The sequence below is a fragment of the Microbacterium thalli genome (genome assembly GCF_028737325.1).
Classification (GTDB): domain Bacteria; phylum Actinomycetota; class Actinomycetes; order Actinomycetales; family Microbacteriaceae; genus Microbacterium; species Microbacterium thalli.
Window position 1 is genome coordinate 1,142,656 of the sequence record NZ_JAQZCH010000002.1, and the last position, 20,421, is coordinate 1,163,076.

General features: G+C 70.7%; 20 protein-coding genes and 1 riboswitch. Of the genes, 18 read left to right on the forward strand and 2 right to left on the reverse strand.

Annotation, left to right across the window (positions count from 1 at the left end):
* Positions 1-79: 79 nt before the first annotated feature.
* Together PUW82_RS13545 and PUW82_RS13550 are read right to left on the reverse strand one after the other, a co-directional pair.
* A complete protein-coding gene (locus tag PUW82_RS13545; protein WP_274222798.1) occupies positions 80-1,195 on the reverse strand; it encodes a BMP family lipoprotein in 1,116 nt (371 codons plus the stop codon).
* A gap of 127 nt (positions 1,196-1,322) precedes the next feature.
* Positions 1,323-2,438: a mannose-1-phosphate guanylyltransferase gene (locus tag PUW82_RS13550; RefSeq protein WP_274222799.1), complete on the reverse strand. Its 1,116-nt coding sequence runs from the start codon at positions 2,436-2,438 to the stop codon at positions 1,323-1,325.
* Between the two features lie 192 nt (positions 2,439-2,630).
* On the opposite strand from PUW82_RS13550, the gene sdhC reads away from it, so the two are divergent.
* The 18 genes from sdhC to PUW82_RS13640 all read left to right on the forward strand — a co-directional run bounded on the left by sdhC (position 2,631) and on the right by PUW82_RS13640 (position 20,408).
* On the forward strand, positions 2,631-3,065 hold the full coding sequence (gene sdhC / locus PUW82_RS13555; protein WP_210005936.1) for a succinate dehydrogenase, cytochrome b556 subunit: 435 nt from the start codon (positions 2,631-2,633) through the stop codon (positions 3,063-3,065).
* Positions 3,065-3,508, forward strand: coding sequence for a succinate dehydrogenase hydrophobic membrane anchor subunit (locus PUW82_RS13560; protein ID WP_274222800.1), 444 nt, complete (start codon positions 3,065-3,067; stop codon positions 3,506-3,508). The genes sdhC and PUW82_RS13560 overlap by 1 nt, the downstream gene beginning before the upstream one ends.
* A 46-nt stretch (positions 3,509-3,554) precedes the next feature.
* Positions 3,555-5,381 (forward strand): succinate dehydrogenase flavoprotein subunit, encoded by a 1,827-nt coding sequence (gene sdhA / locus PUW82_RS13565; RefSeq protein ID WP_274222801.1) that lies wholly within the window; start codon positions 3,555-3,557, stop codon positions 5,379-5,381.
* A complete protein-coding gene (locus tag PUW82_RS13570; RefSeq protein WP_274222802.1) occupies positions 5,381-6,139 on the forward strand; it encodes a succinate dehydrogenase iron-sulfur subunit in 759 nt (252 codons plus the stop codon). The genes sdhA and PUW82_RS13570 overlap by 1 nt, the downstream gene beginning before the upstream one ends.
* Before the next feature lie 58 nt (positions 6,140-6,197).
* Positions 6,198-7,361: a YihY/virulence factor BrkB family protein gene (locus PUW82_RS13575; protein WP_274222803.1), complete on the forward strand. Its 1,164-nt coding sequence runs from the start codon at positions 6,198-6,200 to the stop codon at positions 7,359-7,361.
* Between the two features lie 46 nt (positions 7,362-7,407).
* Positions 7,408-8,247, forward strand: coding sequence for an exodeoxyribonuclease III (locus PUW82_RS13580; RefSeq protein ID WP_274222804.1), 840 nt, complete (start codon positions 7,408-7,410; stop codon positions 8,245-8,247).
* A 73-nt stretch (positions 8,248-8,320) separates the two neighbouring features.
* Positions 8,321-9,325 carry a tryptophan--tRNA ligase gene (trpS, locus tag PUW82_RS13585; protein WP_420792758.1) on the forward strand — a complete coding sequence of 335 codons (1,005 nt, stop codon included), beginning with the start codon at positions 8,321-8,323 and terminating at the stop codon, positions 9,323-9,325.
* Complete coding sequence (locus PUW82_RS13590; protein ID WP_274222806.1) at positions 9,318-9,830, forward strand: hypothetical protein; 513 nt, start codon at positions 9,318-9,320, stop codon at positions 9,828-9,830. Before trpS ends, PUW82_RS13590 begins: the two co-directional genes overlap by 8 nt.
* A gap of 403 nt (positions 9,831-10,233) precedes the next feature.
* On the forward strand, positions 10,234-10,830 hold the full coding sequence (locus PUW82_RS13595; protein WP_274222807.1) for a GNAT family N-acetyltransferase: 597 nt from the start codon (positions 10,234-10,236) through the stop codon (positions 10,828-10,830).
* 12 nt (positions 10,831-10,842) lie between these two features.
* A complete protein-coding gene (locus PUW82_RS13600) occupies positions 10,843-11,706 on the forward strand; it encodes an Fpg/Nei family DNA glycosylase (RefSeq protein ID WP_274222808.1) in 864 nt (287 codons plus the stop codon).
* 57 nt (positions 11,707-11,763) lie between these two features.
* Positions 11,764-11,910, forward strand: a riboswitch (FMN riboswitch).
* 57 nt (positions 11,911-11,967) lie between these two features.
* On the forward strand, positions 11,968-13,044 hold the full coding sequence (ribD, locus tag PUW82_RS13605) for a bifunctional diaminohydroxyphosphoribosylaminopyrimidine deaminase/5-amino-6-(5-phosphoribosylamino)uracil reductase RibD (protein WP_274222809.1): 1,077 nt from the start codon (positions 11,968-11,970) through the stop codon (positions 13,042-13,044).
* Positions 13,044-13,679 carry a riboflavin synthase gene (locus PUW82_RS13610; RefSeq protein ID WP_274222810.1) on the forward strand — a complete coding sequence of 212 codons (636 nt, stop codon included), beginning with the start codon at positions 13,044-13,046 and terminating at the stop codon, positions 13,677-13,679. The genes ribD and PUW82_RS13610 overlap by 1 nt, the downstream gene beginning before the upstream one ends.
* Positions 13,676-14,989 (forward strand): GTP cyclohydrolase II, encoded by a 1,314-nt coding sequence (gene ribA, locus PUW82_RS13615; protein WP_274222811.1) that lies wholly within the window; start codon positions 13,676-13,678, stop codon positions 14,987-14,989. Before PUW82_RS13610 ends, ribA begins: the two co-directional genes overlap by 4 nt.
* The gene (gene ribH / locus PUW82_RS13620; RefSeq protein WP_274222812.1) at positions 14,986-15,459 is read left to right on the forward strand and encodes a 6,7-dimethyl-8-ribityllumazine synthase; all 474 of its coding nucleotides are present in this window, start codon (positions 14,986-14,988) and stop codon (positions 15,457-15,459) included. The genes ribA and ribH overlap by 4 nt, the downstream gene beginning before the upstream one ends.
* A gap of 31 nt (positions 15,460-15,490) precedes the next feature.
* Positions 15,491-15,841 (forward strand): Fe-S protein, encoded by a 351-nt coding sequence (locus PUW82_RS13625; protein ID WP_274222813.1) that lies wholly within the window; start codon positions 15,491-15,493, stop codon positions 15,839-15,841.
* 216 nt (positions 15,842-16,057) lie between these two features.
* Positions 16,058-17,500 (forward strand): MFS transporter, encoded by a 1,443-nt coding sequence (locus PUW82_RS13630; protein WP_274222814.1) that lies wholly within the window; start codon positions 16,058-16,060, stop codon positions 17,498-17,500.
* Between the two features lie 98 nt (positions 17,501-17,598).
* Positions 17,599-18,450: a sulfurtransferase gene (locus PUW82_RS13635; protein WP_274222815.1), complete on the forward strand. Its 852-nt coding sequence runs from the start codon at positions 17,599-17,601 to the stop codon at positions 18,448-18,450.
* 77 nt (positions 18,451-18,527) lie between these two features.
* On the forward strand, positions 18,528-20,408 hold the full coding sequence (locus PUW82_RS13640) for an ABC transporter ATP-binding protein (protein WP_274222816.1): 1,881 nt from the start codon (positions 18,528-18,530) through the stop codon (positions 20,406-20,408).
* Positions 20,409-20,421 lie beyond the last annotated feature (13 nt).

The window sequence follows — 20,421 nt, forward strand, 5'->3', positions numbered from 1 at the left end:
CTATGCGACGTTGGGAGTACCGCGGACAGGAATCGGGGCCGGGAGACGATCGTCTCCCGGCCCCGACCTCAGAACCGGATCACGGGGAGTTCGGCGACTCCACGGTGATGTCACCGGAGACGATGGACTCCTGCAGCGCGGTGAGCTCGTCGGCCAGGCCCTCGGGCAGCTGCGACTCGAAGTCGTGGAAGCTGGAGAGCTTCACGCCCTCGTTCTCGAGGGTTCCGACGTAGGGCTCGACCTCGAAGTCGCCACCGGCGGCCTCGATGGTGGCGTCGCGCACGGCGACGTCGATGGCCTTCATGATCGAGACGAGCACCAGGTCGGCGACGGTCTCGTCGGCGACGGCCAGGTCGGTGTCGACACCGAGCATGAGGGTGTCGGTGCCACCGTCGGTGATGGCCGCGGCCGCGCTCTGGTAGACGGGGCCGCCGACGGGCAGGATGACGTCCGCGCCCTGGTCGAGCAGGTTCTGCGCCGTCTGCTTCGCCGTGTCGTTGGCCGCGAAGCCACCGGTGAACAGGCCCTCTTCGGTGCCCATGTCCCAACCGAGGACCTCGACGGAGCCGCCCTTGTCCTCGTTGTACTTCTCGACGCCGAGCTGGAAGCCGTCCATGAACACGGCGACCGACGGGATCTGCATGCCGCCGAAGGTGCCGACCTTGTTCACACCGCTCTGCTCCGACCATGCGGCGGCGGCGTAGCCACCGAGGTATGCCGCCTCGGCCGTGTTGAACACGAGGGGCTTGATGTTCGGGGCATCGGTCTCGCCGTCGAAGTCGTTGTCGGCGAGGTCGTCGATGATCGCGTAGTCGATCTCGGGGTTCGCCAGTGCCGACGCGACCGTGGCGGCCGAGAGGTTGAAGCCGACCGACACGATGAACGTGCAACCCTCGGCGACGAGCTGCTCGAGGTTCGGCGCGTAGTCGTTGGGGGTGGTCGACTCGAGTTCGATGCCCTCGACGCCGAGCTCTTCCAGAGCGGCATCCATACCGGCCTTGGCCGACTGGTTGAACGACTTGTCGTTCCAGCCGCCCTCATCCGAGATCAGGCAGGGGGTGAAGCCGTCGACGGCTTCGCCGGCGGCGTCGCCGGTCGAACTCGCCTCGGGTGCGGATCCGCATCCGGCGAGAGCGACGAGAAGGCCCGCGGCGGCGGTGATGCCGACGAGCTTCTGAGGGGTCGAGAGAGTCAATGCAGCCTCCACATTGAAGGCGCCGCGGACTTCGCGGCGGCTGCAATGAAGTTACCCAGTGTTTCGCCGAGGGCGTACCTCCGAGGGCCTCCGCCTTGCGAATGGTTACAAAGACGCAATGTGCGCGTCACAGAACGTCGCCGCGACCGGTCAGCTTGAGGGCGTCGACGACGTGCTTGACCCGCTGCGCGTTCTCGCTCGTGGTCACCAGGAGCGCATCGGGGGTGTCGACGACGACGATGTCCTTGACCCCGATGAGGCTGATGACGCGCGAGGTGTGACTGACGACGATGCCGCTCGCGGCATCGGAGAGGATGCGTGCGTTCTCGCCCAGGATCGCGAGGTCGTTCTTGCGGCCGTTGGAGTTGAGCTTGGCGAGGCTGGCGAAGTCGCCGACGTCATCCCAGTCGAAGTGCCCCGGGACGACGGCGAGCTTGCCCTTCTCCGCGGCCGGCTCGGCGACGACGTAGTCGATCGCGATCTTCTTCAGCTTCGGCCAGATGCGGTCGACGACGGGGCCGCGGCGGTCCCGGTCGTCCCACGCTTCGGCGAGCTCGAGCAGGCCGGCGTGCAGCTCGGGGCTGTTGGCCTCGATCTCGGCCAGCAGGACGTCGGCGCGCGAGATGAACATGCCCGCGTTCCAGAGGTACGACCGGTCGGAGACGTATGCGCGTGCGGTCTCGAGGTCGGGCTTCTCGACGAAGCGTTCCACGAGAGAGGCGTCACGGGCGCCCTCGACGATCAGCTCGCCGCCGCGCTTGATGTAGCCGAAGCCGACCGCGGGCTCGGAGGGGGTGATCCCGATCGTGCAGATGTAGCCCTCGCGCGCGACCTCGACCGCGTCGCGGACCGCGAACTCGAACACCCGGCTGCCGCGGATGACGTGGTCGGCCGCGAACGAGCCGATGATGACGTCGGGATGCCGGCGGTGCAGGATCGCGGCGGCCAGACCGATCGCGGCGGCGGAGTCGCGGGGCTCGGATTCGAGGAAGACGTTCTTGTCGGGGATGCCGGGCAGCTGCGCCTCGACGGCCGCGCGGTGCGCACGGCCGGTGACCACGGCGATGCGGTCGGGACCGGCCAGCGGGGCGAGACGGTCCCATGTGTCGCGCAGCAGCGAGTGACCCGACCCGGTGAGGTCGTGCAGGAACTTCGGGGCGTCGGCGCGCGAAAGCGGCCACAGCCGACTGCCCACTCCACCGGCGGGGATGACGGCATAGAAGTCCTGAATCTCATCGACCATGCTCCGAGAGTACCGGCGCGCGCGAGCGACCCCCGGCGCAAGAACCTCGTTTCTTTAGGGTGCCCTTCGTCGCCCCCCTCGATTTTCCCGGCCTAGAATCGAGGTGCGCCCATGTGACGCCGGGGGTTGCCACAACCCCACCGGGGCATCGATCGCCCCCAACGAACCGTGTTCGATCCAGGGAGGACGACCGTGTCTGCACCAGCACGCGTCACACCGTCGGTGGCTCAGACCACCTCCAAGACGCCGCGCGGCACGCTCTACCGCGGCAACGAGGGCATGTGGTCGTGGGTGCTTCACCGCATCACCGGCGTCGCCATCTTCTTCTTCCTCTTGGTCCACGTGCTCGACACCGCGCTGATCCGTGTGTCGCCCGAGGCCTACGACGCCGTCATCGGCACCTACAAGAACCCGATCATGGGTCTCGGCGAGGTCGCGCTCGTCGCCGCCATCGTCTACCACGCGTTCAACGGCCTCCGCATCATCGCGGTCGACCTGTGGCCGTGGGCGACCCGTCACCAGCGTCAGCTGTGGTGGGGCGTGCTCGCGGTATGGGCCGTCACGGTCCTCGGCTTCGCTGCTCGCCACGTGCCGATCGTTCTCTCGGAGATTGGAGGGGGTCACTGATGACCGCCGACACCCTGGCCGCACCGCGCAGCCCGCAGGTCCGCAAGAAGGGCACCAACCTCGAGAAGTGGGGCTGGGTCTACATGCGCGCCTCCGGCGTGCTGCTGGTCGTCCTGATCTTCGGACACCTGTTCGTCAACCTGATGCTCGGCGAGGGCATCAAGGGCATCGACTTCGCGTTCGTCGCCGGCAAGTTCGCCAGCCCCTTCTGGCAGTGGTGGGATGTGCTGATGCTGTGGCTCGCCCTCATCCACGGCGCCAACGGCATGCGGACGATCGTCAACGACTACGTCACGGGCGCGACCGCCCGCAAGGTCCTCGTCTGGGCCATCGGGCTCTCCGCCGCGCTGCTGATCCTGCTGGGCACGCTCGTCGTGTTCACCTTCGACCCCTGCCTGGGCGTCACCGCGGACAGCATGCTCTGGGAGATGTGCCAGGGCTGAGCCCGCGCACCGACGACGTGAATCACAGCAACGAAAGGCTCGCCGAGTGAGCACCGAGACCCCTGAGGTCGTCGTCAAGGACGGCATCCACTACCACCAGTTCGACATCGTGATCGTCGGCGCCGGCGGCGCCGGCATGCGTGCCGCGATCGAGGCCGGTCCGGGCGCCCGCACCGCGGTGATCTCGAAGCTGTACCCGACGCGATCGCACACCGGTGCGGCGCAGGGCGGCATGGCGGCGGCGCTGGCCAACGTCGAAGAGGACTCGTGGGAGTGGCACACCTTCGACACCGTCAAGGGCGGCGACTACCTCGTCGACCAGGACGCTGCGGAGATCCTCGCGAAAGAGGCGATCGACGCGGTCATCGACCTCGAGAACATGGGCCTGCCGTTCAACCGCACGCCCGAGGGCAAGATCGACCAGCGTCGCTTCGGCGGACACACCGCCGACCACGGCAAGTCCCCCGTCCGCCGCGCCTGCTACGCGGCCGACCGCACGGGCCACATGATCCTGCAGACGCTCTTCCAGAACTGCGTCAAGCTCGGGATCAACTTCTTCAACGAGTACTACGTGCTCGACCTGATCACCGTGACCGCCCCTGACGGCAGCACGCAGACGGCCGGTGTGGTCGCATACGACCTCGCCACCGGCGACCTGCACGTGTTCCACTCGAAGGCCGTCATCTTCGCCACAGGCGGGTTCGGCAAGATCTACAAGACGACCTCGAACGCCCACACCCTCACGGGCGACGGCGTCGGCATCGTCTGGCGCAAGGGCCTCCCGCTCGAGGACATGGAGTTCTTCCAGTTCCACCCGACCGGCCTCGCCGGACTCGGCATCCTCCTCACCGAGGGCGCGCGCGGCGAGGGCGCGATCCTGCGCAACGCCTCGGGAGAGCGCTTCATGGAGCGCTACGCCCCGACCATCAAGGACCTCGCGCCGCGCGACATCGTCTCGCGCTGCATGCAGCAGGAGGTCGCCGAGGGGCGCGGCGCCGGCCCGCACCGCGATTACGTGCTGCTGGACTGCACCCACCTGGGTGCCGAGGTGCTCGAGACGAAGCTCCCCGACATCACCGAGTTCGCCCGCACCTACCTCGGCGTCGACCCCGTCGTCGAGCCGGTGCCGGTGATGCCCACGGCGCACTACGCCATGGGCGGCATCCCGACCAACGTCAAGGCCGAGGTCCTCTCCGACAACACCACGGTCGTTCCCGGCCTGTACGCCGCCGGCGAATGCGCCTGCGTGTCGGTGCACGGCTCGAACCGCCTCGGCACCAACTCGCTGCTCGACATCAACGTCTTCGGCAAGCGCGCCGGCCGCAACGCGGTCGAGTACGTCAAGACGGCCGACTTCGTGCCGCTTCCCGAGAACCCCGCGGCGGGCGTGCGCGACCTCATCGAGGGCGTGCGCAACAACGCGGGCACCGAGCGCATCGCCGTGCTGCGTAAGACGCTGCAGGACGAGATGGACAAGGGCGCGCAGGTCTTCCGCACCGAGGAGTCGCTGCTGCACGTCATGGACGTCATCGCCGACCTGCGCGAGCGGTTCAAGAACATCCACGTCGACGACAAGGGCAAGCGGTTCAACACCGACCTGCTCGAGGCCGTCGAGCTGGGCTTCCTGCTCGACATCGCCGAGGTCGTCGTCGTCGCCGCGCGCAACCGCAAGGAGAGCCGCGGCGGTCACATGCGCGACGACTTCCCCTCGCGCGACGACGAGAACTACATGCAGCACACGATGGCCTACCTCTCGGGCGACCCGCACTCGTCGCACGCCGAGGACCACATCCGTCTGGATTGGAAGCCCGTCGTCTTCACCAAGAACGAGGCGGGCGAGTTGCGCTACCCGCCGCTGGAAAGGAAGTACTGATGACCCTCGTCGCCTCCGAGACGGAAGTCACGAACGACACCGGCATCCAGTCGTTCCTCGTCACCTTCATCATCCGTCGCTTCGACCCCGAGGTCGATAGCGAGCCGCGCTGGGTCGACTACGACGTCGAGCTGTACTCGACCGACCGCGTGCTCGACGCGCTCCACAAGATCAAGTGGGAGGTCGACGGCTCGCTGACCTTCCGCCGCTCGTGCGCGCACGGCATCTGCGGCTCGGACGCGATGCGCATCAACGGCCGCAACCGGCTCGCGTGCAAGACCCTGATCAAGGATCTCGACATCTCGCAGCCGATCTACGTCGAGGCGATCAAGGGCCTGCCGCTCGAGAAGGACCTCGTCGTCGACATGGAGCCGTTCTTCGCCTCCTACCGCGACGTCCAGCCCTTCCTCATCGCGAACTCCAAGCCCGAGGCGGGCAAGGAGCGCATCCAGACGATCGCCGACCGCGAGATCTTCGACGACACGACCAAGTGCATCCTGTGCGCTGCGTGCACGTCGTCGTGCCCCGTGTTCTGGACCGACGGGCAGTACTTCGGACCCGCCGCGATCGTCAACGCGCACCGTTTCATCTTCGACTCGCGCGACGATGCGGGCGATGTGCGTCTCGACATCCTGAACGACAAGGAAGGCGTCTGGCGCTGCCGCACGACCTTCAACTGCACCGAGGCATGCCCCCGCGGCATCGAGGTGACCAAGGCCATCGCCGAGGTCAAGCAGGCGGTTCTGCGCGGCCGGTGACGGGCCCGGCCCATCGAGGCCACCCGTCGCCGCGCCTCGCGGCCGGTACATTCGAGGTGTGACCACCGATCCACCGAGCGCAGAAGCGCTGCGTGACCGGTGGGACTCCTCGCGGCTGCGCGAGCGCCTCGACCAGCCGATCGAGCGTGCGACGACGATCACCCGTCGCACGCTCGGCTGGTTCCCGATCCGTGTCTGGCGGCATTTCCTGCGCCACAACGGGTTCCTGCTCGCCGCGAGCATCAGCTATCAGTCGCTGTTCGCGCTCTTCGCGACGCTGTACTCCGCCTTCGCGGTCGTGGGCCTCTGGCTCGGCGGCTCGTCGATGGCCATCGATGCACTCATCCGCGTCGTCAACTCCTACATCCCCGAGCTGATCTCGACCGGCGGTCCCGTCTCGCCCGACGACGTCGCCGCGATCGCGCGCGACAGCGGCAATGTGCTCGCCGTCACCGGTGCGGTGGCGCTCGCGGTCGCGATCTGGACCACGATCGGGTTCGTCACGTTCACCCGCCGGGCGGTGCGCGACATCTTCGGGCTGCCGTTCGACACGCGCAACTACGTCCTGCTGAAGCTGGGAGACTTCGGCGCCGCGATCCTCTTCGGTCTCGCGCTCGTCCTGGGCGCTGCGCTGGGTCTGGTCGCCGGTGGTGTCGTCCGCGAGCTCTTCGACTTCTTCGACGTGCCGTACGAGTCGACCACGATCGACGTCCTGAGCCGACTGGCGTCGGTGCTGGTCGCGATCGTCCTCAACGCCGCGGCTCTCACCGGGCTCATCCGGTTCCTCACCGGGACGTCGCTGCCGTGGCGCACGATCATGCCGGGATCCCTCTTCGGCGGCGTGGCGCTGAGCCTCCTGCAGCTCGGTGCCGGCTTTCTCGCCGTCTACTCCCCCACCAATCCGCTGCTGGCGACGTTCTCGGTGCTGATCGGTTTCCTCCTGTGGCTGCGGCTGGCGGGCATCGTCATGCTCGTCGCGGCGTCGTGGGTGGCCGTGTCGGCGGCCGACGACGGCATCCCGCTCGTCATCAAGACGGACGCGGAACGGCGGGCCGATGAACGCCGCGCGCTGCGACTGATCGCCGAGGCACAGGTGCGCGACGCCGAGCGCGCACTCGCGGACGCCCGGTGGTGGCGACGCGCGTCGGCCCGCCGTGCCGTCCGCCAGGCTCGCGCCCTGCTCGCGCGGCTCGACGAGCACGAAGCGGGCACGCCCGGCTGAGGCGCCGGAATCGGCGGTGTCGCCGGCCCCGGATACGCTGACACGCGTGTCTCGCCAGCTCCGCATCGCCTCCGTCAACGTCAACGGCATCCGCGCCGCCGCCCGCAAAGGCATGCACGAGTGGCTCGAGACGGCCGACGTCGACATCCTGACGCTGCAGGAGGTCCGGGCGCAGGCCTCCGACCTCGCCGCGGCGCTGCCCGGCTGGCACTTCGTCGCCGATGAGGCCCTCGCCAAGGGCCGCGCGGGTGTCGCGATCGCCGCCCGCGAACCTCTCGACGTCTGGCGCATCGAGCTCGGCGACGACGACCTCGACTCCAAGGGACGCTGGGTCGAGGCCGACATCGAGGTCGCGGGCGAGCACCTCACCGTGGTGAGCGCTTACGTGTTCACAGGCGAGGCCGACACCGACAAGCAGGTGGCGAAGTACGCGTTCCTCGACGCGATGGAGAGCCGGATGCCGCACCTCGGCCCGCTCGCCGTCATCACGGGCGACCTGAACGTCGGGCATCGCGAGTTCGACATCCGCAACTGGCGCGGCAACCGCAAGAAGGCCGGGTTCCTGCCGCGCGAGCGCGCGTACTTCGACCGGTTCACAGGACCGGCGGGCGAGCCGGTCGCGACGGTCGACGGCGAGACCGGGACGGGCCTGGGCTGGATCGACGTCGGCCGTCGGTTCGCCGGCGAAGTCGACGGTCCGTATACGTGGTGGTCGAACCGCGGCAAGGCGTTCGACACCGACACCGGCTGGCGGATCGACTACCACCTCGCGACTCCCGCCCTGGCTGAGCGCGTGGCCGACTACCGCGTCGTGCGCGCACCCTCGTGGGACACGCGATGGAGCGATCACGCTCCCGTCGTCGCGGACTACGTCTTCCCGGGCTGACGGCCCGCACCGGCCGAGCGCGCCGGCTCCCGGCCCGCCCCGCAGCCGCCCGGCCCGCCCGTAGACTCGTGTGGTGACCAAGCCCCGCCTGTACTCCGGAATGCAGCCGTCCGCCGATTCGCTCCAGATCGGCAACTACATCGGGGCTCTCATGCAGTGGCGCGACCTGCAGCAGACCTACGACGCGTTCTTCTCGGTCGTCGACCTGCACGCCCTCACCCAGCCGAACGACCCCGCCGAGCTCCGCGCGAAGACCCGTCGTACGGCGGCGCAGTACATCGCCGCGGGCATCGAGCCGTCGCGGTCGACGCTGTACGTGCAGTCGCACGTGCGCGCGCACGCCGAGCTGGCCTGGATCCTGTCGACGCTCACCGGATTCGGCGAGGCCGGCCGCATGACCCAGTTCAAGGACAAGTCGCAGCGCTACGGCGCCGAGGCGACATCGGTGGGCCTGTTCACCTACCCGGTGCTGATGGCCGCCGACATCCTGCTCTACCAGACCGATATCGTCCCGGTCGGCGACGACCAGAAGCAGCACGTCGAGCTGACCCGCACGCTCGCCGAGCGATTCAACGCCCGCTACGGCGAGACCTTCCACGTGCCGATGCCGGTCATCCAGCAGGACACCGCCCGCATCTACGACCTGCAGAACCCGACGTCGAAGATGTCGAAGTCCGCCGAGTCGGATGCCGGCGTGCTGTGGCTGCTCGATGACCCGAAGGTGTCGGCGAAGAAGATCATGCGCGCCGTGACCGACTCCGAGGGCTCGGTGCGCTACGACCGTGAGAACAAGCCGGGAGTCTCGAACCTCCTCGTCATCTACGCCGCCCTGACCGGCCGGCAGATCCCCGCCATCGAGGACGAGTACGCCGGCCGCGGGTACGGCGACTTCAAGAAGGGCCTCGCCGAGGTCGTCGTCGCCGAGTTCGGCCCCGTACGCGAACGCGCGCTCGAGCTGCTCGACGACCCCGCCGAGCTCGACCGCGTCCTCGCGACCAACGCCGCCCGTGCCGACGCGGTGGCCGACCGCACCCTCGCCGACGTCTACGACAAGATGGGACTCCTGCGCCGTGTCTGAGCCCGAGGCATCCGCGTCCGCCGCATCCGAGTCCGGGACGTTCGAGCCTGTCGAACCCCAGGTCGTCGCGCCTCCGGCCGAGCCCGCGCCGGAGCTTGTCGCCGAGCTCGACGCGGCCGCCGCGGCGTCGAAGAGCGCGCCGTCCGACGCCGCGGTGCAGGAGCGTCTCTGGCGCGCGGCCTTCGCGCTGGATCGGTGGTTGTTCCTCGCGCGCGGTTCCGACGACGAGCCCACGCCGTTCGCGCTGCGCACCGACGAGGGCGCCGTCATCTTCGCGTTCTCGACCGCCGACCGCGCTCACGCCGCCGCGCTCGAGTTCGGCCTGCCCGAGGACGAGGCCGCGCGGATGCTCGCCGTCCCGCTGCCGGGCGCCGCCGCGTGGGTCGCCTCGTATGCCGAGTCCGGCGTCGAGGCGATGGTCTTCGACGCGCCCAGCAACGGTGCCATGGCTCCGCTGGCGAACCTCGCGGCGATGGCCGTCTACATCTCGCAGAACCCCGCCTGACCGGCATCCCCCGGCTCGAGAGGGTCGGTCGTGGTGCTGTGCCCGAACGGAGATGTCCCGCCAACAGGCTGAGCGCCCGACTGGTCGCCCGTTGCGGCGCCTACGCCGCGTTGAGCCTGTGCACGGCACAGCTCCGAGCGAGACGGCCGCAGCCACGGGCTCCGGGATGTCAGCGGTCACGTACGACCCGCGACGCGGACGGAGGAGCCGCCCCGCGGCGAACGCCTCGGCGATGTCGCGGTTCCGTAGGCCGTCAGCGCGCAGCTCGGCCGACGACCATCGACGCCACCCGCCACCGAACCTCCCGCCCTGATCGGGCGCTGAGCCTGCGGACGGCACACCCGGCGCCTGCCACAGCGGAACCCCGCCTGACCGGCATCCCCCGGCTCGATAGGGTCGGCACATGCAACCGGCGACCCTGCGAACCGCCCGGCTCGAGCTCTCGATCCCGACGAGCGCCGACGTCGACGCGATCACGGCGGCCGCGCAGGACCCCGAGGTGCCGCGCTGGACGACCCTGCCCTCGCCCTACCACCGTTCACATGCCGAGGAGTTCATCGCGAAAGCGGCGACCGGGTGGGAGGAACAGAGGGAGCTGACGTGGGGCATCCGCGCGAACGGAGCCTGGGTCGGCATGATCGGATTGCACGCGGCGACCCCGGGTGGGGCCGCGGAGATCGGGTTCTGGCTGGATGCCGCAGCGCGAGGTCGCGGCTACGTGACCGAGGCTGCTCGCGCGGTGATCGCGTTCGGGTTCGCCGAGCCGTTGTCGCTCGCGCGCATCGAATGGCGTGCGATCGTCGGCAACGTCGCGTCCGCGCGGACGGCGCGCGCCCTGGGCTTCCGCTACGAGGGCCTGCTCCGCCAGGGCTTGTCGGATGCGCGGGGGCGCCACGACGGCTGGATCGCCGCGATCCTCCGCTCCGATGACCGTGTCCCGCAGCCGTGGCTGGTCTGGTGCGACGATGCAAGCCCGGTGCCGCGCGGGGGCGGCGCGTGACAGGATGACGCCATGCCCGAGATGCCGGAAGTGCAGGGACTGGTCGACTACCTGGGCGAGCGCCTCGCCGGTCGCCGCATCACGAAGGCCCGCGTCAGCGCCATCTCGGCGTTGAAGACCTACGACCCGCCGATCGAGTCGCTCGAGGGCGCGACGGTCGTCGCGGCCTCCCGGCACGGCAAATTCGTCGACCTGACCACCGACGCCGGCACGCACCTCGTGTTCCACCTCGCCAAGGCGGGTTGGCTGCGCTGGTACGACGCGCTGCCGGCGACCGTCATCCGCCCCGGAAAGACCCCGATCGCGTTGCGGATCGGCTTCGACGACGACTCCGGCTTCGACCTCACCGAGGCCGGCACGAAGAAGTCACTCGCCGTGTACGTCGTCCGCGACATCACCGAGGTGCCGGGCATCGCCCGCCTCGGACCCGACCCGCTCGACCCGGCCTTCGACCGTGCGGCCTTCGCGGGGCTGCTGTCCGGCCGCCGCACCCAGATCAAGGGCGTGCTCCGCGATCAGTCGGTCATCGCGGGCATCGGCAACGCCTACTCGGACGAGATCCTCCACGCCGCGAAGATGTCGCCGTACGCGCTGGCGGCGAACCTCGACGACGGCGAGATCGACCGCCTGTATGCCGCGCTCTCGGCCACTCTGGCCGAGGCCGTCGCTGCAGCATCCGGCAAGCCCCCCGCGGATCTGAAGGACGCCAAGCGTCGCGGCATGCGCGTGCACGGGCGCCGCGGCGAGGCGTGCCCGGTCTGCGGCGACGAGGTGCGCAGCGTCTTCTTCGCCGACAACAGCCTCGAGTACTGCCCCACCTGCCAGACCGGCGGCAAGCTGCTCGCCGACCGCCGCCTGTCGCGCCTGCTCAAGTGAGCGGCGGAAGTCGGGAATGCGGCCGACCCCGCCGCGTTGAGTACGATCGGAGTATTGAACGTGCTCCGGGGTCGGTGAGAATCCGAACCGGCGGTGAGAGTCCGCGACCCTCCAGGCCCTCGGGCCGAGAGGTTGATCCGGTGAAATTCCGGGACCGACGGTGATGCGACGCGAGTCGCGAGTCCGGATGAGAGGCAGCACGGCAGCGTTCGCGCTGCGCGCGCCCGCCCGCGTCCCCGGAGACTGACCGAAGGACGAAGGATGCCGGGCATCACCGATCGCGAGGCCGCGGCGATGCAGCGTGCGTTCGAGCTCGCGCGGCGCGGTCCCCGCGGCGTGAACCCGCAGGTCGGCGCCGTGCTGCTGCGCGCGGACGGCACCGTGCTCGCGGAGGGCTGGCACCGGGGCGCCGGCACCGCGCACGCCGAGGTCGACGCGCTCTCACGCATCGCGCCCGGCGACGCCCGTGGCGCGACCGCCGTGGTGAGCCTCGAACCCTGCAACCACACCGGCCGCACCGGCCCGTGCGCCGTCGCCCTTCTCGAGGCGGGCATCGCGCGCGTCGTCTACGCCGTGTCGGATCCGGGCGACGCGTCGTCGGGCGGCGCCCGCCGCCTGCGCGAGGCCGGAGTCGACGTCGTCGGCGGCGCCCTCGAAGCCGCGGGCCTGGCGCTCATCGACGGGTGGCTCACGGTGCAGCGCCTCGGGCGGCCGCACGTGACGGTCAAGTGGGCGCAGTCGCTCGACGGCCGGGCCGCGGCCGCAGACGGCACGAGCCAGTGGATCACCGGTCCTGCCGCCCGCGCCGACGTGCACCGGCGGCGCAGCGAGGCCGACGCCATCGTCGTGGGCACGGGCACCCTGCTCTCGGACGATCCCGCCCTTACGGCGCGGCGCCCCGACGGCTCGCTCTACGATGACCAGCCGATGCCGGTCGTGCTCGGAGCCCGCGGCATCCCCGACGATGCGCTCGTGCGACGGCATCCGCGCCCCCTCCTGCACCGCGACGGCGAGAACCTCGGCGGAGAGAGCCCGAACGCCCCGTCGCTCATGACCGAACTGCGCGACGCCGGCGTGCAGCGCGTGTTCGTCGAGGGCGGCCCGACGATCGCGAGCGCGTTCCTGCGCGCGGGACTCGCCGACGAGATCCTCGCCTACGTCGCGCCGACCCTGCTCGGGTTCGGCCCCGACGGCACCGACCGTCCCGCTCTGCGCTCACTCGGCGTGCAGACGATCGCGCAGCAGCGCCGCTTGCGCGTGGCATCCGTCCAGACGCTCGGCGATGATCTGCTGATCGTCGCCACCCCCGCGACATCCCCGGCAGAAGGAGACGCCTGATGTTCACCGGAATCATCGAAGAGCTCGGCGAGGTCATCGCCACCGACCCGTCCGGCGACGGCGTGCGGATCACCGTGCGCGCGCCGAAGGCGGTGTCGGATGCCGCCCACGGCGACTCCATCGCCGTCAGCGGCGTCTGCCTGACCGTCGTCGACCAGGGTGCGGACTGGTTCACCGCCGACGTCATGCGTCAGACGCTCGATGTCTCGAGCCTCGCCGGCGTCGCACCCGGCCGGGCGGTGAACCTCGAGCGTGCCCTCGCCGCGCACACCCGCCTGGGCGGCCACATCGTGCAGGGACATGTCGACGGACTCGGCCGCGTGCTCGAGGTCCGTCCCGGCGAGCAGTGGCGTGTGCTGCGCGTCTCGCTGCCCGCCGACCTGGCGCCGCTGGTCGTCGACAAGGGCTCCATCACCGTCGACGGGGTCTCGCTGACCGTCAGCGCGGTCAGCCCCGCCGACGCCCCCGAGCAGTGGTTCGAGGTGTCGCTCATCCCCGAGACCCTCGCCGCGACGACCCTCGGCGACCGTGCCGCCGGCGACACGGTGAACCTCGAGACCGACATCCTCGCCCGTCACGTCCAGCGACTGCTGGCATTCACCTCACCCGTTTCGAACGAAGGAGGCTCGCGATGAGCCTTTCTCCCCTCTCCGACGCGCTCGACGCGCTGCGGGCCGGCAAGCCGATCATCGTCGCGGACGATGAGAACCGCGAGAACGAAGGCGACGTCATCCTCTCGGCCGCTCTCGCGACCCCCGAGTGGATCGCCTGGACCGTGCGGCACTCGAGCGGCTTCATCTGCGCGCCCATGCCCGCCGAGTGGGCCGATCGCCTCGACCTGCCGCCGATGGTCGAGACGAACGAGGATGCCCGCGGCACCGCATACACGGTGTCGGTCGACGCCGCCGAGGGCGTGACGACGGGCATCAGCGCCGCCGACCGCGCGCGGACGCTGACGGTCCTGGCCGACCCGGCCTCGACGCCGAGCAGCGTCCTCCGCCCCGGCCACATCCTGCCGCTGCGAGCCGTCGACGGCGGCGTCCGCGAGCGCAGCGGCCACACCGAGGCCGCGGTCGAGCTCATGCAGCTGGCGGGCCTCGAGCCGGTCGGTGCGATCGCCGAGATCGTCGCCGAGGACGGCTCGATGATGCGGATGCCGGGCCTGCTCGAGCTCGGCGCGCGCGACGGCATCCCGGTGATCACGATCGAACAGCTCATCGCGCACCTGAACGAGGTCGACCCCCGGCCGACGAGCGCCGAGGCGGTGCACCGCCGGCGCGTGAGCCTGCGCGCCGAAGCCCAGGTGCCCACGTCCCACGGCACGTTCCGCTTCCTCGCGTACAAGGACCGCGTCACCGGCACCGACCACATCGCCGTCGTCTCGGGCGATCTCACGGGCGACGCCCCGCTCGTGCGCGTGCACTCCGAGTGCCTCACCGGCGAGGCCTTCGGGTCGCTCAAGTGCGAGTGCGGCCCGCAGCTCGATGCGGCGCTCGACGCGATCGACCGCGACGGCGGCATCGTGATCTACATGCGCGGACACGAGGGCCGCGGCATCGGCCTGATCAACAAGCTGCGCGCGTACCAGCTGCAGGAGCGCGGCCTCGACACGCTCGACGCGAACCTCGCGCTGGGCCTGCCCGCCGACGCCCGCGACTACGCGGCCGCCGCCGGCATCCTCGCCGATCTCGGCGTCGACAGCATCCGGCTGCTGACGAACAACTCCGACAAGGTGTCGCAGCTGCGCGCGCTCGGGCTCGACATCGCCGAGCAGGTGCCGCTGCTGGTCGGTGTGGGTGCGAACAACCACCAGTACCTCGCCACCAAGCGCGCCCGCATGGGGCACATCATCGACGAGGCCGCGCTCGACGCCGCCCTCGCCCGCGGCGCGGTAGCCGACGACCACACCACCGACGACCGACAGAACTCGGAGAACATCGCATGAGCGGACACGGAGCCCCCGATCGGCAGCGCATCGACGCCGGCGACCTGAAGGTCGTCGTCGTCGCGGGCGAGTGGCACGACGTCATCACCGATGGCTTGATCGCCGGCGCGGAGCGCGTGCTCGAGGAGTCCGGCGCCGCGTGGCGGCTGGTGCGCGTCCCCGGCTCGTTCGAGCTGCCCGTCGTGGCCAAGGCGGCGCTCGACGCCGGCGCCGACGCGGTCGTCGCCCTCGGGGTGATCATCCGCGGCGGAACGCCCCACTTCGACTTCGTCTCGGCGGCGGCGACGGACGGGCTCACCCGCGTCGCGCTCGACACCGGCAAGCCCGTCGGGTTCGGTGTGCTCACGCTCGACGACGAGGCGCAGGGCATCCACCGCGCCGGGCTGCCCGGGTCGAAGGAGGACAAGGGGGCCGAGGCCGCCGACGCGGCGCTGCGCACCGCGCTGACTCTCCGCTCGCTGCGCGGCTGACGGATTCCACACCTTCAGTTAGGCTGAGGGTATGGAAACACTGCGCGGAATCGTCCTGATCGTCCACCTCATCGGGTTCGCTGTGCTCTTCGGCGCCTGGGCGGTCGAAGCTCTCGGCGCCCGTCGCATCACCCGCATCATGAGCTGGGGACTGCTCGTCGCGGGGGTGGCCGGCCTCGCCCTGGCCGCGCCGTGGGGCATCGACCACGATCTGAACTACGCGAAGATCGCGGTCAAGCTCATCGTGCTGCTCGCCATCGGCGCCCTGCTCGGGATCGGGTCGGCGCGCCAGAAGCGCACGAAGACGCTGCCCGCGGCCATCTTCTGGCTCATCGGAGCCGCGACCGTCGCGAACGTCGCCATCGCCGTCCTCTGGCGCTGATCTCGACGACTCCCTCCACGCGGATGCCGCGGCTCGGAACATCGGGCCGCGGCATCCGCGCGTAGGATGGACGATCGTGCGTCGTCGACACCGCCGACGCCGCCGGTGAATCACCCGCGCAGGACGCCCGCCGCACCACCCCCGCCCCGGACGCCCGCCCACCGGCGCGCTCCCACGAGGGCGCTCCCCGTTTTCCCAGACAGGCACCCCTTCGCAATGTCCTCCGCCACCGCGGCGCCCGCCGCGCCCGCGAACCCCCGCTCCCGCGTCATCACCGCCAGCCTCATCGGCACCACGATCGAGTTCTACGACTTCTACGTCTACGCGACCGCCGCGGTGCTGGTCTTCCCGATCCTCTTCTTCCCCAGCGACGACGACACCGCGTCGCTGCTGGCGTCGTTCGCCGTCTTCGGCGCGGCCATGATCGCCCGCCCCATCGGCGCCGTCGTGTTCGGGCACTTCGGCGACAAGTTCGGCCGCAAGGCGACCCTCGTCGCGTCGCTGCTGACGATGGGCATCGCGACCGTCCTCATCGGCTGCCTCCCCACCTTCAACGACATCGGCTGGTGGGCAGCCCTCCTGCTGCTCGTCCTCCGCCTCGCGCAGGGCTTCGCCCTCGGTGGCGAGTGGTCGGGCGCGGCGCTCGTCGCCACCGAGAATGCCCCCAAGGGCAAGCGCGCCTGGTACGGCACGTTCCCGCAGCTGGGCGCTCCGATCGGCTTCATCATCGCCAACTCGGTGTTCCTCGCGATCTACTTCGCGCTGCCGCATCCGGACGGTCCCGCCCAGCGCTCCGAGGAGTTCCTCGCCTGGGGCTGGCGCGTGCCGTTCCTGTTCTCGGCTGTCATGGTCATCGTCGGCCTGTGGGTGCGACTCAAGCTCGTCGAGAGCGAGACCTTCTCGAAGGCCGAGAAGACCGGCGCCATCCGCAAGTTCCCGCTCGGATCGGTCATCCGCGGACACTGGCGCGCGCTGATCCTGGGCACGTTCATCATGCTCGCGACCTACGTGCTCTTCTACCTGATGACGAGCTTCACGCTCGCCTACGGCACCAAGCCGACGCTCGAGGCGGCGCAGGCGACCGCCGAGTCGACCGGCGCCCCCTTCGACGCCGCCGCGTATGTGCCCGGCCTCGGGTTCGGCTTCACCGACTTCGTCATCATGCAGATCGTCGGCGTCGTCTTCTTCGGCATCTTCACGCTGCTCTCGGGTCCCGTCGCCGACTCGATCGGCCGCCGCAAGCTGCTGCTGTGGGTCACGGGGGTCATCGCGGTGTTCGGCCTGCTCTTCGCCGTCTTCCTCTCGCCGCAGCTCGACCCGAAGTTCACCGGCGCGCTCGTCCAGGCCTTCCTGGTGCTCGGCTTCATGCTGATGGGCGCCACGTTCGGGCCGATGGGTGCGCTGCTGCCCGAGCTGTTCCCGACGAACGTCCGCTACACCGGCTCGGCGATCTCGTACAACGTCGCCTCGATCCTCGGCGCCGCCGTCGCGCCCAGCATCGCGACCACCCTGTGGGCGCTCGCGGACGGCTCGACCTGGCTCGTCGGCGTGTACCTCACGGGCTCGGCCGTCCTGACCTTCATCGCCCTGTGGCTGTCGAAGGAGACGAAGGACACCGAGTACGAGACCAACGTCGGCGACGCGGCGCTCTCGCGCTGATCCCGACGCCGGACGAACGGATGCCGCGGGCCCTCGGGCTCGCGGCATCCGTCGTTTCCGGCGCCGCGTCCGGGTGCTGCCCGCGGCAGAATCGGGGCATGGCCTCGATCCTCACCACTGCCGCCGCCCTGCACGCCGCCCTCGGGGCGGGACGCTACCCCGACGGCGGCCCCGTGCGCGTCCTCGATGTGCGGTGGCGGCTCGATCGACCCGACGGGCGCCCCGCGTTCCGGGCGGGACACATCCCCGGGGCCCGCTACGCCGACCTCGACACGCAGCTCGCCCAGCACGGCGAAGCCACTGCCGGGCGGCATCCGCTCCCCTCGGCTTCGCGGCTGCAGGCCGCGGTACGCGAGTGGGGCATCGACGCGGGCGACACGGTCGTGGTCTACGACGACGTGAACAACCTCTCGAGCGCCCGCGCCTGGTGGGTGCTGCGGGATGCCGGCATCGCCGACGTGCGCGTCCTCGACGGGGCCCTCGCGGCGTGGACCGACGCCGGTTTCGCCCTCGAACAGGGCGACGGGGATACCGTCCGCCCCGGCTCCGCGGTCGTCTCTCCCGGCACGCTGCCCGCGCTCGGCATCGACGATGTTCTGGACCACGCCCGCGACGGTCTGATGCTCGACGCACGCGCCGCCGAGCGGTTCCGCGGCGAGGTCGAGCCGATCGACCCGCGCGCCGGCCACATCCCGGGCGCCGTCTCGGCGCCCACCGCCGGCAACCTCGACGACGCCGGGCGCTTCCGCAGCCCCGGCGAGCTGCGCGCCCGCTTCGCCGCCCTCGGCGCACAGCCCGGCGCGGCGGTCGGTGTGTACTGCGGGTCCGGGGTCACTGCCGCGCACGAGGCCATCGCCCTCAGCCTCGCCGGGTACGAGCCGGTGCTCTACCCCGGCTCGTGGAGCCAGTGGTCGCAGCATCCCGACCGGCCCGTCGACACGGGCGCCTGACTCCGGCCGCCGCGCGGGGGCACCGCTCGGACGAAGTACCGTCGAAGGTGACACCATCGCAGAACCGAGGGGACCGCATGTCCGACACCCGCACGCGCTCGCGCGGACGCCGCCGCACCGAGGAGGGGCCGCGCGCGCGACTGTCGCAGCTGCTCCCCTACCTCTTCGAGCACAAGGGCGTCCTCGTGGCCGTCGCGGTGCTCAGCGTGATCGAGGCCGTCGCGACGCTCGGCCAGCCGCTCGTCGTCGGGCAGGTCATCGAGCGGGTGCAGGCCGGCGACACCCTCGGCATCCTCGTCTGGGCGCTCGTCATCCTCGTCGTCGTCTCGTCGGCCATCGGCGCCTTCCAGCACTACCTGCTGCAGCGCACCGGCACCGCCGTCGTGCTCTCGAGCCGCCGCCGGCTCATCGCCCGCCTGCTGCGGCTGCCGATCTCGGAGTTCGACGCGCGCCGCACCGGCGACCTCGTCTCGCGCGTGGGCACCGACACGACGCTGCTGTACGCCGTGCTGACCCAGGGCCTGGCCGACTCGGTCGGCAACGCCCTGATCTTCGTCGGCGCCATCGTCGCGATGCTGTTCATCGACCCGCTTCTGCTGCTGCTGATCGTCATCGTCATCGGCGCCTCGGTCGCCGTCGTGGTGGCCCTCAGCACCCGCATCCGCCGGGCGACCCGCGAACAGCAGGAGCGCGTCGGCGAGCTCGCGTCGGGCGTCGAGCGCGCGATCGGTTCGATCCGCACCATCCGCGCCGCGGGGGCGACCGAGCGTGAGGAAGCGGCGGTCGCCGGGTCCGCGCGCGCGGCCTACGACGCGGGCGTGCGCGTCGCGAAGGCGTCGGCGCTCGTGGTGCCCGTCGCCGGCATCGCGTTGCAGCTGTCGCTGCTCGTCGTCCTCGGCGTCGGCGGATACCGCGTCGCGGCGGGCGCGATCTCGATCGCGAGCCTCGTGACGTTCGTGATGTTCCTGTTCTTCCTCGTGCAGCCGCTCGCGTCGTTCCTCGGCGCCGTGACGTCGGTCAACCAGGCTCTCGGTGCCCTCGGCCGTATTCAGGAGGTGCTCGACCTCCCCACCGAGGACGCGCTCGACACGGATGCCGCTACGGCGGCGACCGGCGCCGGCGACACGGACGCCGCGATCGAGTTCCGCGACGTGCGCTTCCGCTATCCCGAAGCCGTCGTCGCCGCCCGTCGATCCGCATCGGACGAGGCGCAGCGCACCCTCGCCGACGCCCGGATGGACGCCGCCGTCGACGACCCCACCGCTGTCGCGGCCGACGGCGAGGTGCTGCGCGGGGTCAGCTTCCGGGTGCCGCGCGGGGCGCGTGTCGCGCTCGTCGGCCCGTCGGGGGCCGGCAAGTCGACGACCCTCGCGCTCATCGAGCGCTTCTACGACGTCACCGGCGGCGGCGTGCTGGTCGACGGCAGCGACATCCGGTCGATCCCCCGCGCCGACCTGCGCGCCCGGCTCGGCTACGTCGAGCAGGACGCCCCGACCCTCGCGGGCACCATCGCCGACAACCTGCGCCTCGCCTCGCCCGACGCCACCGATGCCGAATGCGAGCGCGTGCTGCGCGCCGTCAACCTCGGCGACGTGCTCGAGCGCAGCGAGCTGGGCCTGCAGGCGCCCGTCGGCGAGGCCGGCGTCATGCTCTCGGGCGGCGAGCGTCAGCGGCTCGCGATCGCCCGTGCCCTGCTGGCCGCCCCGCCGATCCTGCTGCTCGACGAGTCGACCTCGTCGCTCGACGGGCTCAATGAGCAGCGCATGCGCGAGGCGATCGACGCCGTGGCGACAGGTCGCACGCTCGTGGTGATCGCCCACCGCCTGTCGACGGTCGTCGACAGCGACGTGATCGTCGTGCTCGACCACGGCCGGGTCGTCGGTCAGGGCACGCACTCCGAGCTCGTGGCATCCGTGCCGCTGTACCGCGACCTCGCGAAGCACCAGCTGCTCGTCTGACCCCGCCGCGCCG

Excerpts from the sequence above, each read along its gene's own strand:
- PUW82_RS13610 (WP_274222810.1), top strand. The coding sequence starts at position 13,044 with ATGTTCACCGGAATCATCGAAGAGCTCGGCGAGGTCATCGCCACCGAC.
- ribH (WP_274222812.1), top strand. The coding sequence starts at position 14,986 with ATGAGCGGACACGGAGCCCCCGATCGGCAGCGCATCGACGCCGGCGAC.
- PUW82_RS13625 (WP_274222813.1), top strand. The coding sequence starts at position 15,491 with ATGGAAACACTGCGCGGAATCGTCCTGATCGTCCACCTCATCGGGTTC.
- PUW82_RS13550 (WP_274222799.1), bottom strand. The coding sequence starts at position 2,438 with ATGGTCGATGAGATTCAGGACTTCTATGCCGTCATCCCCGCCGGTGGA.
- PUW82_RS13595 (WP_274222807.1), top strand. The coding sequence starts at position 10,234 with ATGCAACCGGCGACCCTGCGAACCGCCCGGCTCGAGCTCTCGATCCCG.
- ribD (WP_274222809.1), top strand. The coding sequence starts at position 11,968 with ATGCCGGGCATCACCGATCGCGAGGCCGCGGCGATGCAGCGTGCGTTC.
- PUW82_RS13640 (WP_274222816.1), top strand. The coding sequence starts at position 18,528 with ATGTCCGACACCCGCACGCGCTCGCGCGGACGCCGCCGCACCGAGGAG.
- PUW82_RS13630 (WP_274222814.1), top strand. The coding sequence starts at position 16,058 with ATGTCCTCCGCCACCGCGGCGCCCGCCGCGCCCGCGAACCCCCGCTCC.
- ribA (WP_274222811.1), top strand. The coding sequence starts at position 13,676 with ATGAGCCTTTCTCCCCTCTCCGACGCGCTCGACGCGCTGCGGGCCGGC.
- PUW82_RS13560 (WP_274222800.1), top strand. The coding sequence starts at position 3,065 with ATGACCGCCGACACCCTGGCCGCACCGCGCAGCCCGCAGGTCCGCAAG.
- PUW82_RS13635 (WP_274222815.1), top strand. The coding sequence starts at position 17,599 with ATGGCCTCGATCCTCACCACTGCCGCCGCCCTGCACGCCGCCCTCGGG.
- PUW82_RS13600 (WP_274222808.1), top strand. The coding sequence starts at position 10,843 with ATGCCCGAGATGCCGGAAGTGCAGGGACTGGTCGACTACCTGGGCGAG.
- PUW82_RS13570 (WP_274222802.1), top strand. The coding sequence starts at position 5,381 with ATGACCCTCGTCGCCTCCGAGACGGAAGTCACGAACGACACCGGCATC.